Genomic DNA, 14,031 nt, shown 5'->3' on the forward strand with positions numbered 1-14,031 from the left:
CAAAAATAAATAATTTCGAATTCAAAATATACTTTTATGAAATAAAATTCACTTCGGGTTTAATTTCGATACCAAACTTTTGCAAAACAGAAAAAGCTATTTCTTTGGCCAAATCAGCAATTTCTTGTCCTTTCCCTTCACCATAATTTACCAAAACCAAGGCCTGTTTGTCGTGCACGCCTATATCTCCAAATCGTTTTCCTTTCCAGGCAGCTTGTTCTATTAGCCAACCTGCCGGAACTTTCACCGTATTTTCGTCAATTGGATAACTCGGAATATTTGGAAATTCAGCTTTTACTTTTTCAAATAAAGTTTTACTAATCTCTGGATTTTTAAAAAAACTGCCAGAATTACCTATCTCAGCAGGATCTGGCAATTTGCTTTTTCTAATGGCAATCACAGCGTCAGATATGGATTTTGAACTCAATTCTGTTACACCCATTTCGGTTAACGTATCTTTTATTGCACCATAGGAAACATTAAAAGCAGGCTTTTTTGAAAGTTCAAAATTCACATTCAATATTACATATTTGCCTTTTCCTTCATGTTTAAAAAAGCTTTCACGATATCCAAAGGCACATTTTTCTCTATCAAAAAAAACAACTTCTAAAGTTTCAAGATTCAACGCTTCTAAAGAGACAAAAACATCTTTTATTTCTACGCCATAAGCTCCAATATTTTGCATTGGGGCAGCTCCGACAGTACCAGGAATCAATGATAAATTCTCTAAACCAGATAATTGCTTTTCGATGGTATCCAAAACAAATTCATGCCATACTTCACCTCCACCCACTTTTAGAATTGCATTTTCTTCATTTTCGAAAACCGATTCAATGCCTTTAATTTCGTTTTTTAAAACCAAACCTTCAAAATCATTCAACAACAAAACATTGCTCCCTCCGCCAAGAAAAAGCCTCTTTTCGTTTAGATATTCAGGATTTCGCAAAATCCTTTTTAACTCTTCTACAGATTTAAAAACAACAAAATACTTTGCTTTGGCTTCTATCCCAAAGGTATTGTATGATTTTAAGGAAATGTTTTCTTGAATTTCGGGCATAGGAAACAGAATAAATTAAGCTGCAATTTAAAAGTTTATTTTTGGATAGTAGTAAATATGATAGGCTAGGTGGACTTTTAAAAAGGTTTTGATAGCGTTTTTTTTGAGGAATATAATAAAAAATGGCATCCAAAAACTACCGATTAAACAAAAAAACTCATCATTAAGACTTTCTGCCATTAACTAATTCAATCATTATCATATTAACACATTTACAAAATCAATGCCCTGTCAAAGGCACTTTCTCCCCTGCTTCTATTCTTAGTTTTAAATGGTTTTGTGGAGGCGGAATCGGGCAGTTCCATCCGTCGGAAAACGCACAGTAGGGATTATAAGCTTTGTTGAAATCTAAAATCACCTTTCCATCCACAAAATCACCCGTGTCCATGTCCATGTATCTTCCACCACCATAAGTGTCTTTTGGGGCAGTCAAGTCTTTAAAAAGAACAAATACCAAGTTTTTGTACATCGGCTGAATTGGTGATTGCCTGTAAGTCGTAATCTTGTATTTTTTTCCAGAATATTTAAAAGTAACTATCGCAAACTCCGTAAAATCTTTAATTTTTACGCCCGAAGTTGGAATCGAAATAGTCTCTGGGTGTTTGGGATGTTTGTATTTTGCAGCGAATTTAAAATCAGTATTTACCTCAAAAAAATCCTGCTTTTGTTCTGGAAATCGCTCATGGGTTTCCTTGATATAGTTTTCTCTGTGTTTTGCCAATATTTCTTGATAATCTTGACAAAATCCATTTTTAACAAAAATCAAAAGGGCTAAAATCAATAGTTTTTTGCTCATTTAGTATATTTTTTAGGCGGTTTTTAATGAATATTTAAAGAATTAGATTCTTTGAAAATTAATAAATGAATTTCAAACCAAAATCACAAATTTTTCAATAGAATTATTAACTTTGCAAATCTCATTCATTTTATATAAACCTGAAACATTTCAGGTCTATATTTATTATTAATCTTAAAAAACGGGTCTTATAATTCCTTATCTTATGACACAAATAGCAAAAATAATTTACACTATCACAGATGAAGCTCCTGCTTTAGCGACGTATTCATTTTTACCGATAGTACAAGCATTTTCTAAACCAGCCAACGTGGTTATCGAAACCAGAGACATCTCTCTTTCGGGTAGAATATTGGCGGTTTTTCCGGAATATCTTACAGATGACCAAAAAATAACAGACGATTTGGCTTACTTAGGTCAATTAGCAACTGCTCCTGATGCCAACATCATCAAATTGCCCAACATCAGTGCATCTATTCCTCAGTTGGTAGCCGCTATTAAAGAATTACAAGAAAAAGGATATAAAATCCCTGACTACCCAGAAGAGCCGACGACAGACGAACAAAAGGCAGCTCGTGCCAAATATGATAAAATCAAAGGTAGTGCAGTAAACCCTGTTTTGAGAGAAGGTAATTCTGACAGAAGAGCACCAAAAGCAGTGAAAGAATACGCTCGCAAGCATCCGCATTCTATGGGAGCTTGGTCGGCAGACTCTAAGTCGCACGTGGCTACAATGACTGCGGGTGATTTCTACGGAAGCGAAAAATCAGTAGTGGTAGAAAAAGCCAATACAGTAAAAATAACTTTTGTGGACAATGCCGGAAACGAGAAAGTATTAAAAGAAAAAACGCCATTGAAAGACAGTGAGATTATTGATACTTCAGTAATGAATCTGAATAGTTTGAAAACTTTCTTGGCACAAGAAATAGCAGATGCAAAAGCCGAGGATGTATTGTTTTCAATACATTTAAAAGCCACCATGATGAAGGTTTCTGACCCTATTCTTTTTGGAGCCGCTGTATCGGTTTATTTCAAAGAGGTATTTGAAAAACATACAGCAGTTTTTGACGAATTGAACATCAGCCCAAACAATGGCTTGGGTGATTTATTGGTAAAAATCAAAAGTTTGCCAGCTGAAAAACAAGCCGAAATAGAAGCCGACATTCAGGCGGAATATGCTAAAAACCCTGAATTGGCCATGGTGAATTCAGACAAAGGTATAACTAACCTTCATGTTCCGAGCGACGTAATCATAGATGCATCTATGCCGGCAGCGATTCGTACATCAGGCAAAATGTGGGGTCCGGATGGTAAAGCCAAAGACACCAAATTTGTTATTCCTGATCGTTGTTATTCAGGTATATACCAAACAGTCATAGAATTCTGCAAGAAAAACGGAGCTCTTGACCCTGTAACTATGGGAAGCGTATCTAACGTAGGTTTAATGGCACAAGCTGCTGAAGAATACGGTTCGCATGATAAAACTTTCCAATTGTCAGCAGACGGAAAAGTTGTGGTGACTGACGAAGCTGGAACTGTTCTTATGGAGCAAGCTGTAGAGGCTGGTGATGTATTCAGGATGTGTCAAACAAAAGATTTACCGATACAAGACTGGGTAAAATTAGCTGTTAACAGAGCAAGAGCAACTGGCGTTCCTGCGATTTTCTGGTTAGACCAAAACAGAGCCCACGATGCTCAAATTATTGCCAAAGTAAACAAATACCTTCCAGACCACGACACTAATGGCCTAGATATCAGGATAATGTCGCCAACAGATGCTACACAGTTTTCGTTAGAAAGAATCGTGCAAGGTTTGGATACGATATCGGTAACAGGAAACGTTTTGCGTGATTACAACACCGACTTGTTCCCAATCTTAGAAGTTGGAACTTCTGCAAAAATGCTTTCTATTGTGCCATTAATGAATGGCGGCGGATTGTTTGAAACTGGGGCGGGTGGTTCAGCACCGAAGCACGTGCAGCAGTTTATGGAAGAAGGATATTTGAGATGGGATTCTTTGGGTGAGTTTTTGGCATTGGCTCCTTCTTATGAGCATTTGTCAAATACATTTGGTAATCCTAAAGCACAGGTTTTGGCAGATACATTAGACGAAGCAACTGGGAAATTCCTTGACAACGACAAATCTCCAGCTCGTAAAGTAGGTCAAATAGACAACCGTGGTAGTCATTTCTACTTGGCCATGTATTGGGCTGAGGCTTTAGCCGCACAAGACAAGGATGCTGAATTGAAAGCGACTTTCGCTCCAATCGCTGCCGAGCTTTTGGCTAACGAAGCAAAAATAGATGCCGAATTGATAGGCTCACAAGGAAAACCTCAAGACACAGGCGGATACTTCAAGCCAGATTTCGCGAAAGCTTCGGCTGCTTTGCGTCCGAGTGCTACTTTCAATGCGATTTTGGCGAAGATATAAAACAAGCATAGTATTTTTTGATAAACAGAAAAATCTCGAGAAATTCGAGATTTTTTTTTGTTAGGTAGTCTTTTGAATTAAAATTATTGTTGCAGTAAATTGTTATTTATTTCTAAGACAGGTATTTTATTATTTTTACCAATAAGCACCAAACCAGCCCAACTATGAGGTGATAAATCATTCTCCAATGCATCTAGTTTGGCCATTTTGAGGGCAATTCCACAAGAATTATTTTCTGATAAATTATTTAAAAAATCATTTACTATGATTTCGCTTGAGGTAGACGGTATATCCCACAAAGACGCAATAGTACTTGGAACTCCCTCGACTGCAAAACTTCTAGCTAAACTCATTATCCCTTCTCCTTTTCTTCTCATTCCTCTGGCAGTTTGGCAAGCCGTTAGAACCACCAACTGTGCCTTAGTATCGAAACTTTGATTTAGATAAACCTTTTTGTCATGAAGTGCAATAAAACCACCATCTGCTACACCTCCATGTGTAAAAAAAACTGCGATTTGATGTGTTTTGAGATTTTTAAAAACTGATGCACTGTCAGCTTTGTCTTTCCTTAAGTGAATTCCAGAATAGGAAAATTCTTTTTGATCATTAAAAGAACCTAAGGGTTTTAGAAAAGTGTCGTAATTGAAAACCTCTGGAGAAACACTTAAAAATTGATTCTCGTAATCTTGAAAAGATTCATTGGGATATTCTTTAAAAAACAAGGATGCAGAATAAGCATAAAATATATTGTAATGGTTAATCAAAAAAGCGTCTCTTTCTTCTTTGTTTTTAGTTAAAAATGCTTCGAAAGCTGGAAAAACGCCATCAAATGTTACTATCAAATCACTTTGATCAACAATTTGGAGAGGTTCTACTAATTTTTGAAACAACACAAAAGCAGGCTCATAATCTGGTGTTTGCCAAAAGAACAGGTAATTCACAACGCTTTGCAACCAAGTTCTTTTTTTTGAAGAATAGGCTAAAAATTGTTCCAATAAAAGCTCCAATTCTGCAGGTTTTAAATCTACTTTCTCAAACTTGATTTCCTTATTCGATTTTATACAAAAAACATAAACAGCCTCTTTCCCAACAAAATAACTAACAAAGTTCTGCTTCGTGGAATCAAGTTTTGAAACTAAGTCTGCCAATGCAAAAATACTTGTTTTACTCAATTCATCATTTTTGGAATTTATCTCTTCAAATAGCACCACCGCCTTACTTTTCTCCATAAACTGATATGCGGCCGAATTATCTTTCAAAATCAAACAGGCTTCTATGGCATTCTCGTAAAAATCATGGGCCTCGCCTCTCCAAAACAATTTCGTACCTTTTGTTTGCTTAAGTCGCATAATATCAATCAATTCGTCGGCCAATTTATAGGTAGCCAATGCTTGGGTTATTAAGCCGGATTCATTTTTTTCTTTAAACATTTTAAGAAAAAAATCGGCTTTATCTCTCAATAAGGTTATAAGGTATTCTTTGTTTTGAAAATTCTCCAATTTCTCTAAACTAGGATTTTCGTACCCTAAAATGCTTTTCTCTATTACTTTTAGAGCTTGCTGGAAATATTTAAGTGATTTCTCGAAGTCTCCACTTTGGGCATACATGAAACCGACATTGTTATAGTTTCGGAGATCATTTCCTATTGGATAATCATTGGGTTTTATTTGTTCTCCTTTTTGAAAATTAACTAAAGCTAATGCTGGGTTTTTATTAATAATATGGAGATAACTTATATTAAAATAGCCATTGGCTTTACTGATTTTTTCGTTTGAAAATTCAATCTGGTTTTGGTAGGCGGCTATCGCCTTCTGAACAAAATCTTGGCTGAGAACACTACAATTAAGATAAATATTACCGAGTGTGAGATAGCAAATTCCGATGCTCTCTCTAGCACCGACACTTTGATTATATTTAGGAGTTTTTAATAATTCTAAACCGTTTTGTATTTCTTTTTGTAAAGAATCAGCCAAAAACTTCAACTCATCCAAATCATCCAAATTGGTAACCCGCATAGCTTCAGACCAAACCTGAATAGACATTATTCTTACAAATGCCCGGTTTTGATTTAAGCCAATTTTATATGCCGACAGTGCATTGGCCTTTGCTTTTTCGAAATCGCCTTCTGCAAAATAATAGTCGGCATTGTCTAAATAAACATACGGATCGGTTTGTTCCGTATCTTGAGAAAAACCTTGAAAAACGAATGAGACTTGTAAGAAAAAATATAAATAAAATCCTTTTTTCATTCTTGAGAAAATTTTCTCAAGCTACAAAAAATCATTTAAATACGAAAACGCCATTTTTTACTTTCGAATTCAAAACTGGATTATTCTTAAACCTTTCTGAGCCCTCCAATATTTGTTCCCGAAGTGGCAACTCACTTATTGCATGGAATTGATAATATTCTGCTAGTTTCGAAGTGACATTTGGAACGCAAAAAGAAGTACCAATATTTGAGTAATTCCCGAATATACTGGAAACTTCGCATGCGTCTTTCACGACTACGTCAGTCACAAAATTGCCAATATTGTAAATCGGAATATCCTCGATAGTACACACATCCAAAGTGTTAGAAATACCAGAAACAGTGATTACGTTCTCTAAAATATTAGAATAAGCTGCCGGAAAAACATTGTTTTCTTCAAAAGTCAAACCGCTGTTTCCTGCCGCGGCTACTAAGCTGATTTTATCTTCACCAAGTTTTTGTATCACATACTCTAGCACCATGTTGCTTTCGCCTTCGTAACTGAAACTGCAATTTATAATATCCACGTTTTCACATTTGGAAGAGATAAGGGCACAGATAATATTTGATAATAAACCCAAGCCGTATTTGTCGTGGGTTTTGTAAGGAATCACTTCAATTTTGGTCGTAGATAAAGAATCTACTAATACTTTAATAGCTGTTCCCAATACTTCGGTACCATGCTTTCCAGGATGATCGTCGAAAGGATTGTTGTTGTTATTTACAAAATTATAGCCCATTATGTACCCTTCGAGCATATTTTCAGGATTATTTGAGCCATATTTGAGTGAATACTGAAAGTTGGTCGAATCATATCTGAGATCGATATTGGTATAATCAAGGCCAGTGTCGAGGATAGAAATCAAAACAGACTGCTGCGTGGTAGGTATTTGACCAATGTTTACTCCGGCAAGCATCGCTGCAGTAATTGGGCCGTTTGCCAAAGGATTGATATTTGTGGTGTCGGTATCGGTCTCACTAAAATAGTCATTTCCGCATCCATCCACTCTAGGTTTTCCACTCCCTGCTATTGGCCCGCCTTTGTTGATAATCGTAGAATCCGAGAACAAGCTCAAATCTACTCCTTCTAAAATATAAAAATATTCAGAATTGCAGCCATTATTAACACATAGCGGAACGTACGAAAGGTTATTTAGCATCAATTCTGTGTTCAGATTGGATATAAAAACAGACATTTCTTGCGGAATATCGGTTGGCAGGATGCTTTCGTTTAGATGAATGAGTTTACGGTCTTTTACATAAACACCCCCTTTAATATCTATGCAATGCTCTGGATAAAATTGCCCCAGAGAAGCATTTACAGCTTTAATACTCGAAAGAATCTTATTTTTAGGGTGTTTTTCTCTCCAAATATTTGTTTCTAAAACAGTTTGCCCCGCAGTACTAAACCCTGGAGAAAACAATAAAAAATCGGCTGCCATCTCAACCCTTGAACCTGTAATACTGTTATTCAAAAGAATGGCATGCTTACCTGTAACTTTTACATCTGTTTGCGTAAAATTTTCCTGAGGATTGGTAAGAATAGTGGTATCTCCTTCACAAATAATAATTTGTGAATAGCTAATATTCCAAACTAGTATAAGTATCCACAGCAGTGTATTTTTCATAGATTTATTTCAATCAAAATGTTTTATAACGGTATCTTTTCTGCGTCTTGATACCTGAAACCTAAGGTTGTTTTTCAATACCAATGTTATGGTTTCATTAAGGACGGAGTTCTGTTTTACATGACAAGCATTTAGCAAAACCGAGCGATTAGGCCTTATGAAATTAAAATTTCTAACGCTATGTTGAATATCTTTCAAGGTTTTTGCAATAATAAACAATCTGCCATCAATATAATGAATTTTTGTGTAGTTTTCGTTGGCTTCGAAAAACAGAACATCGTGAGGACAGATGAAATTTCGAACACTGATCGGAATAATTTCTTTGTTTTCCATGGCTATAATAGTTTATATTTAAAACCTTGCTTTCTACCTAGAAAAGTAAAAAGCAAGGTCTATTTTCCATTTTTATTTATCCTTATTTTTTAATAATTCCTCCAAAAGCTCAATCCGCTTTTGTTGCTCTTGAATCGCCTTGGTTAGGAATGGTATCAATGAAACATAATCCATTTTCAAATACCCATTTTTGTCTTTCCCAACTAAGCTCGGGATGATTTCCAGCATATCTTGGGCAAGAAAACCATAAGAAGGCTGTGAAGTTTCTTCTTTTTCATTGAAAAACTCAGATTTGTAGAAATAGCTCATCGGGTTCATTTTTTTAATCAAATCCAGAGCATCATTCATCGGCTTAATATTGTTTTTAAAACGACTATCGGAAGGTGTATATCCTTTCAAAGCTGTCAATGAGCCTGTTACATAAACATTTCCATCAACATGCAGCTTTTCGATTGGCTTAGAAGTACCGATACCCACACTGTCTCTGTCATCTTGTAATATTACCGAACCCGTAGTACTTTCCTTCCAGTTATTGCCTTTGAAACAATCAAGATACATCATCTCAAACCTCAATTTAGCCCAACGACATTTACCATTGGTATCCGTGAATTTAGCTGCGATTACGTTTTCACCGTTTACAAGTAGAGCATTATCCACTGCAATTTCGACCATTTCCAATGTTGGAGGAGCACCGAATGGTGTCAGTAAAGTTCCGTTTACATAAATCTCATATTCGTTATCTACAGCCACAAAAACTTTAGCACTTAATACTTTCTCTACGTCTGCAATCTCTATATTTTTTCTGGTATAAAAATCCAAGGTAGATGTAGGAGCGGGATACCAAACAGGGAAAGTAGGTGCAGTAGACCAAATTTCAGCCAACTCCGCAGCAGTATAACAATCGCTCACTGTATTTATGCCATCAATATGTATTCCTCCATTTAAGCCAGGATAACTACCTGGCAGTGTTGCCACAAAAGGGGTTTTCCAAAGTGAAGTATCATATTCAGGGTCGGTATTCCAATTGTTCCCAATTGTATTGCTTACCAACCATGTCTTATCTAAGCTGGTTTGGTAAAAAGCAGAGTCGCAACAACAACACGAACTGTCAGGCACTGAGCAATTAAACAAATAATCATTATTGAGCCCAATTTCTACTCCAGAAGGCGGTGAACCAATAAGTTCTGGGGCAATAACAGCACCAGGAAATGTAAAATTAGCTGTTGCTACCCAGTCGAAGCCATCCAATGCAACATTTAAACCTGTCATGTCTAAATCAAAACAGTAAGTACCATTGCTGGTAAGTGATGGACTCGTAAGCGTAACGCCCGCTGGAAGACCATCTTGGAACAATTCAAGTTTCAAATCCACCGTGCCAGTTGTTTGCTCTTTAAAAGGCACAGTATAATTGAAACAAAGTTGGCCAGTACCGCAAGAATCGGAGGTACTCTTATCAAAATCTACCCAGCCCGTAGGATTACCACTACACGAAAGACAAAGATTATCTATGTAGGCATAGCCGTAGTGTCCTCCTTTTAGACAGTCTCTCACCGCAAAAACAAGAGTAACTGTTTGATTTACATAAGCCGCCAAATCTACTTCTACACAAGTCCATTCTTTATACACTATAGAACCACCTGCATGGACACCGAAAAAAGGGTTCGTATTGTCAGCAACCAAAAAGTTAGACGAAGGTGCTGTGGCATCTAGAGATATTAAGCTACTAATATCTGAACCTCCCCCATCATAAAGGTATGCCCCAAAGCCTGGTTGTTCACTAGGGGGATGGTATGGACTTTGGGGATTTTGCATAACTACCTGATACCAAAAAGACAAGGTGGTTTGACCAGGCACCACCACAAAGCTCTTTTCCACTCTTTCGCCTCCATGGCTAGGGCAGGTGTTGCCAATTCTTAAAGAATGATTATTTACCAAAGGAGTTGGTGGTACAACAGACAAAAATGGAACTATGGGGTCATTTGGTGTTACTGTTTTATCAACCACAACATGATGGCTTTGAAGAGGATGAGATGAACAATTAACTCCAATTCCTGGATCAGGAGAACCGCCTAAAGGTAATGCACCAAAATTCCATGTGGCAATGGGCAAATTTGGGTCCGATATGAGTCCTTCACTTCCTCCAGTCCAAAATGCGTCCCAAACGGTAGCATCAAGCGAACCAGTTTCAAAATCTCCACTAACACACATATTGTTGGTGGTTCTAACGCCTCCATACCGAGACTTTCTATCTTGCTCTTCCATAATTTGGAAATAGTAATTAGCTAAATAAGCATCAAAAGTCGTTTCAGCTTGGGTTGCGGAGTTGCTATTGTACTTAGCTGAAGCCTCTTGTATAATAGCTTGAGGGATTTCGGAAATGTTAGTTGCTCGATTTTGAGCAAATCCGATAATAGAAATAGCTTGAGTTATTAAAATCAAAAGCAATCTCAAGTGGTTCTTGGGTAAAATGTTGAGCATAGTTTGCATAATTTTTAATTTTGTTAAATAGCCGCTACAGAGCCATTTCTATTTTTTTTACTAAAGTCTATAGCACCTTAGAAGGCCAACCGTTTAAGAAAAAAATAATCCAAATGTCGCCTTTGTCGATATATAGTCGTGGGTAGGTAGTGATACTTAATTCAAAAATTAATATTTTTGATATTCGCCATAAAAAAACCATTAATGGAAATTGATTTCAAAGGATTTTTAAAAGATCAATACATACTTAAACTATTCAACAAATACAGGTTGTTGCTGAGGGCGACAACTCCAGAGGATGCTTTTCAAGATGCCTGTTTAAAAACTAATCTTGCGATAGAAAATGGGCGTTTTAAAGGTGATTGTAGCATCAAAACATTTTTCATAAGAATCCTCAGCAACACACTTGTAGATGCACTTCGCAAAGAAATTAGAACTGGAATCGTAACGATAAACGAGGATATTCTTCTAGAGATAGAATCGCAACAAATAGCTGAGGATGAAGACACAGAGGAAATAAAATCCTGTCTTAAACAATGCATAAAAGAAATGGCCAATAAAAACCCACAGCTCACTGCAATGATGATGGCCAGGCATGACTATGAAAATTGGGAGATCGAAAAAATCATAAAAACATTCAGTAAGTCATCAAAGGAGAAAACTGAAACATTAAAAAAAATTCCTTTTTTACAAAACACATTGGAAGACCTTACGCTAAAGTTTGGATATTCTTCAAAAAATGTAACAGAGGTAACCCTTTCAAAATTCAAACAAAAACTTGAAATCTGTATTAGAAATTGTCAAAGGCATTGATTAAGTTTTGAAGAAGTATGCGACTAATATAAAAGAGAAAAAATGGAAAAATACGATATAGAAAAAATACAGGCCTATCTTTCGGGAAACTTGAATGAGGACGAAAAAGACTTTTTGAATAATGATGAGACTTTTGCTCGTGATTTGGCTTTTTATATAAATTACAAAAAAACCACAGACGAGCTTTTGGCAAAGCCTAATCTCTGGATTTCTTATAAAAAATATGTAATTTCAGGTATAGCGGCACTATTGGTACTAACTGCAGGTCTTATTTTTTGGAATCGTGATAAAGAAACACTTTTGGGTGATGAGTTTACTGAAATAAAAACACTGTTGGATAATAAAAACCGGCAGGACTCACTAATGGCAAAAAACAAACTAAAAGACCTTATAAAAAACAACAGTGCCTCCTCAAAAGATGCGAAAATTCTGTTAGAGAAGTTGGAGAAGAGATAAGTTTTAGTTATTAGTAAACAAATCCTTAAATTAAATCCTGACAGAATTAAACTAGGTTTTTTTATTTAACGGTAAAATATATTTCTTAATTTGTGAAACCTTACCCTGTTAGCATTAAATAAATTGAGAAATAAAACTATAATTTTCCTTTTTTTTATCTCCCAAATAAGCTTTTCGCAATCAACTGAATTGCGACCACATATTATTGTAAAAGGGCTTGGAAATCAAAGTTATATTAACACACAAAAAGACTCCATATACCTAAAAGGCTTGGAGAACTTAATTGACATAGAATTCCCAAATATTGGCGATTCAATCTTTTACCAACTTGAAGGTTTCGATTCCCAATTATTGAATTCAGCATTCCCAAAAATCCGATATACTAACCTTAGTGGCGGAAAATACCTCTTAAAATACAGACTTTCGAGTCAAAAAGATTTTAAAACCATAACCGTAAATATCGAAGAAGCTATTTGGCAAAAATGGTGGTTTTTCCCAATGATTGCATTTTATATTTTGCTATTAATTGGAATCGGTTTCTATTTCTTTTTCTTGTACAATTTCCGTCAAAAAATGAAAATGCAACAACTTCGCAACAAAATCTCCTCGGATTTGCACGACGAAGTGGGCTCCAATTTGAGTAGTATTGCCATTTATACCCAAGTACTCAAGAAAGGTCTGAAAGATTCAAACCTTTTGCCAATATTGGATAAAATCACCGCAAATTCAAAAGAATCGGTAACGCTCATGCAAGATACCGTGTGGGCATTAAACCCCAACAACGATTCTCCTGAGCGATTATTTAAGCGTATAGAAGCCTACGCCCGTGAAGTTCTTTCAGAAAAAAACATCAGTTATTTCCAACAAACAGATATACCTATGGAAAAAGTAAAACTAGATATGGAAGACCGCAAAAATCTGTATTTGATTTTGAAAGAAGGCATAAATAATATAGCCAAACACGCCGAAGCCACCAAAGCCTCGTTGGAAGTTTCTGAAAAAAATCAAAAGATAATTTTCACATTAACAGATAATGGTGTTGGCTTTGAAATAGATCAAAAAACAGAAGGAAATGGCCTGAGGAACTTTAAAGAAAGGGCTGAGGAATCAAATTTTGAATTGAAAATTGAAAGTGATGCAGGTAAAGGAACTATACTTTCTATATGTCTTTCTCACTAGAATTAGGGATTTTTTAGAATTGAAAACTATGCCAATTTTGTAGAAATAAATAACACAGAATGGTAGCTTTTTCAACAACGTATTTACAACAATTAAAACCTAAACCCAAGCAAATGATAAGAGTAGCCTTATTTGAAGACAACAAGAACTTTAGAGAAAGTTTGTCACTTTATTTGGCTAGTTCAGAGAACATTTGGATGACTGGCTCATACCCTGACGCCAGAGAGGCGGTTTCGATTGTGAAAAAGCAGAAACCTGATGTGATATTGATGGACATTGAGATGCCCTATATGAATGGCATACACGCAATGATAGAAATCAGAAAGGCCGTTCCCGATGCTAAAATCCTTATTCAGACAGTTTTTGAAGACGAAGACCGCGTATTTCAGGCCATTTGTGGTGGTGCCTCAGGCTATATCATCAAAAACCCTGACCCAGAAAAATATGTGCAGGCTATAGAGGAAGTGAATGGAGGCGGCTCGCATTTGTCGCCAGCCATAGCGGCCAAAGTGATGCAGATGTTTCAGAACCAATTTGTGAAAAAGGAACCAACATTTGTGGACCTAACAGCACGAGAAAAAGACGTGTTGGGTTGTTTGGTAAAAGGAATGA

At 36.2% G+C, this 14,031-nt stretch carries 11 protein-coding genes; 5 read left to right on the top strand and 6 right to left on the bottom strand.

What is annotated here, in order from left to right:
- Positions 1-34 precede the first annotated feature (34 nt).
- Together murB and EGI22_RS14045 are read right to left on the bottom strand one after the other, a co-directional pair.
- A complete protein-coding gene (murB, locus tag EGI22_RS14040) occupies positions 35-1,057 on the bottom strand; it encodes a UDP-N-acetylmuramate dehydrogenase (protein WP_255069093.1) in 1,023 nt (340 codons plus the stop codon).
- A 220-nt stretch (positions 1,058-1,277) separates the two neighbouring features.
- Positions 1,278-1,853, bottom strand: coding sequence for a DUF1684 domain-containing protein (locus EGI22_RS14045; protein ID WP_255069094.1), 576 nt, complete (start codon positions 1,851-1,853; stop codon positions 1,278-1,280).
- A gap of 205 nt (positions 1,854-2,058) precedes the next feature.
- On the opposite strand from EGI22_RS14045, the gene EGI22_RS14050 reads away from it, so the two are divergent.
- A complete protein-coding gene (locus EGI22_RS14050) occupies positions 2,059-4,284 on the top strand; it encodes an NADP-dependent isocitrate dehydrogenase (RefSeq protein WP_255069095.1) in 2,226 nt (741 codons plus the stop codon).
- Positions 4,285-4,367: 83 nt separating this feature from the next.
- Here EGI22_RS14050 and EGI22_RS14055 read toward each other — a convergent pair whose 3' ends face one another.
- From EGI22_RS14055 to EGI22_RS14070, 4 genes are all read right to left on the bottom strand, one after another.
- Positions 4,368-6,533 (bottom strand): CHAT domain-containing protein, encoded by a 2,166-nt coding sequence (locus EGI22_RS14055; RefSeq protein ID WP_255069096.1) that lies wholly within the window; start codon positions 6,531-6,533, stop codon positions 4,368-4,370.
- Between the two features lie 31 nt (positions 6,534-6,564).
- Positions 6,565-8,160 carry a S8 family serine peptidase gene (locus EGI22_RS14060; RefSeq protein ID WP_255069097.1) on the bottom strand — a complete coding sequence of 532 codons (1,596 nt, stop codon included), beginning with the start codon at positions 8,158-8,160 and terminating at the stop codon, positions 6,565-6,567.
- Positions 8,161-8,169: 9 nt separating this feature from the next.
- Complete coding sequence (locus tag EGI22_RS14065; protein ID WP_255069098.1) at positions 8,170-8,493, bottom strand: LytTR family DNA-binding domain-containing protein; 324 nt, start codon at positions 8,491-8,493, stop codon at positions 8,170-8,172.
- A gap of 72 nt (positions 8,494-8,565) precedes the next feature.
- Positions 8,566-10,971: a tail fiber domain-containing protein gene (locus EGI22_RS14070; RefSeq protein ID WP_255069099.1), complete on the bottom strand. Its 2,406-nt coding sequence runs from the start codon at positions 10,969-10,971 to the stop codon at positions 8,566-8,568.
- A gap of 204 nt (positions 10,972-11,175) precedes the next feature.
- On the opposite strand from EGI22_RS14070, the gene EGI22_RS14075 reads away from it, so the two are divergent.
- From EGI22_RS14075 to EGI22_RS14090, 4 genes are all read left to right on the top strand, one after another.
- Positions 11,176-11,784 (top strand): RNA polymerase sigma factor, encoded by a 609-nt coding sequence (locus tag EGI22_RS14075; protein ID WP_255069100.1) that lies wholly within the window; start codon positions 11,176-11,178, stop codon positions 11,782-11,784.
- Positions 11,785-11,826: 42 nt separating this feature from the next.
- The gene (locus tag EGI22_RS14080; RefSeq protein ID WP_255069101.1) at positions 11,827-12,240 is read left to right on the top strand and encodes a hypothetical protein; all 414 of its coding nucleotides are present in this window, start codon (positions 11,827-11,829) and stop codon (positions 12,238-12,240) included.
- A gap of 189 nt (positions 12,241-12,429) precedes the next feature.
- Entirely contained in the window at positions 12,430-13,419 is a 990-nt protein-coding gene (locus tag EGI22_RS14085) for a histidine kinase (protein WP_255069102.1), read from the top strand.
- 113 nt (positions 13,420-13,532) lie between these two features.
- Positions 13,533-14,031: response regulator transcription factor (locus tag EGI22_RS14090; RefSeq protein ID WP_255069103.1), on the top strand; the 499-nt coding region annotated here is incomplete at its 3' end.

Source organism: Lacihabitans sp. LS3-19, assembly GCF_024343575.1.
In the GTDB taxonomy this organism is placed as follows: domain Bacteria; phylum Bacteroidota; class Bacteroidia; order Cytophagales; family Spirosomataceae; genus Leadbetterella.

What these genes read in the sequence shown, in the direction of transcription:
- EGI22_RS14060 (WP_255069097.1), bottom strand. Translation starts at nt 8,160, where the DNA reads ATGAAAAATACACTGCTGTGGATACTTATACTAGTTTGGAATATTAGC.
- EGI22_RS14050 (WP_255069095.1), top strand. Translation starts at nt 2,059, where the DNA reads ATGACACAAATAGCAAAAATAATTTACACTATCACAGATGAAGCTCCT.
- EGI22_RS14075 (WP_255069100.1), top strand. Translation starts at nt 11,176, where the DNA reads ATGGAAATTGATTTCAAAGGATTTTTAAAAGATCAATACATACTTAAA.
- EGI22_RS14055 (WP_255069096.1), bottom strand. Translation starts at nt 6,533, where the DNA reads ATGAAAAAAGGATTTTATTTATATTTTTTCTTACAAGTCTCATTCGTT.
- murB (WP_255069093.1), bottom strand. Translation starts at nt 1,057, where the DNA reads ATGCCCGAAATTCAAGAAAACATTTCCTTAAAATCATACAATACCTTT.
- EGI22_RS14080 (WP_255069101.1), top strand. Translation starts at nt 11,827, where the DNA reads ATGGAAAAATACGATATAGAAAAAATACAGGCCTATCTTTCGGGAAAC.
- EGI22_RS14065 (WP_255069098.1), bottom strand. Translation starts at nt 8,493, where the DNA reads ATGGAAAACAAAGAAATTATTCCGATCAGTGTTCGAAATTTCATCTGT.
- EGI22_RS14070 (WP_255069099.1), bottom strand. Translation starts at nt 10,971, where the DNA reads ATGCTCAACATTTTACCCAAGAACCACTTGAGATTGCTTTTGATTTTA.
- EGI22_RS14045 (WP_255069094.1), bottom strand. Translation starts at nt 1,853, where the DNA reads ATGAGCAAAAAACTATTGATTTTAGCCCTTTTGATTTTTGTTAAAAAT.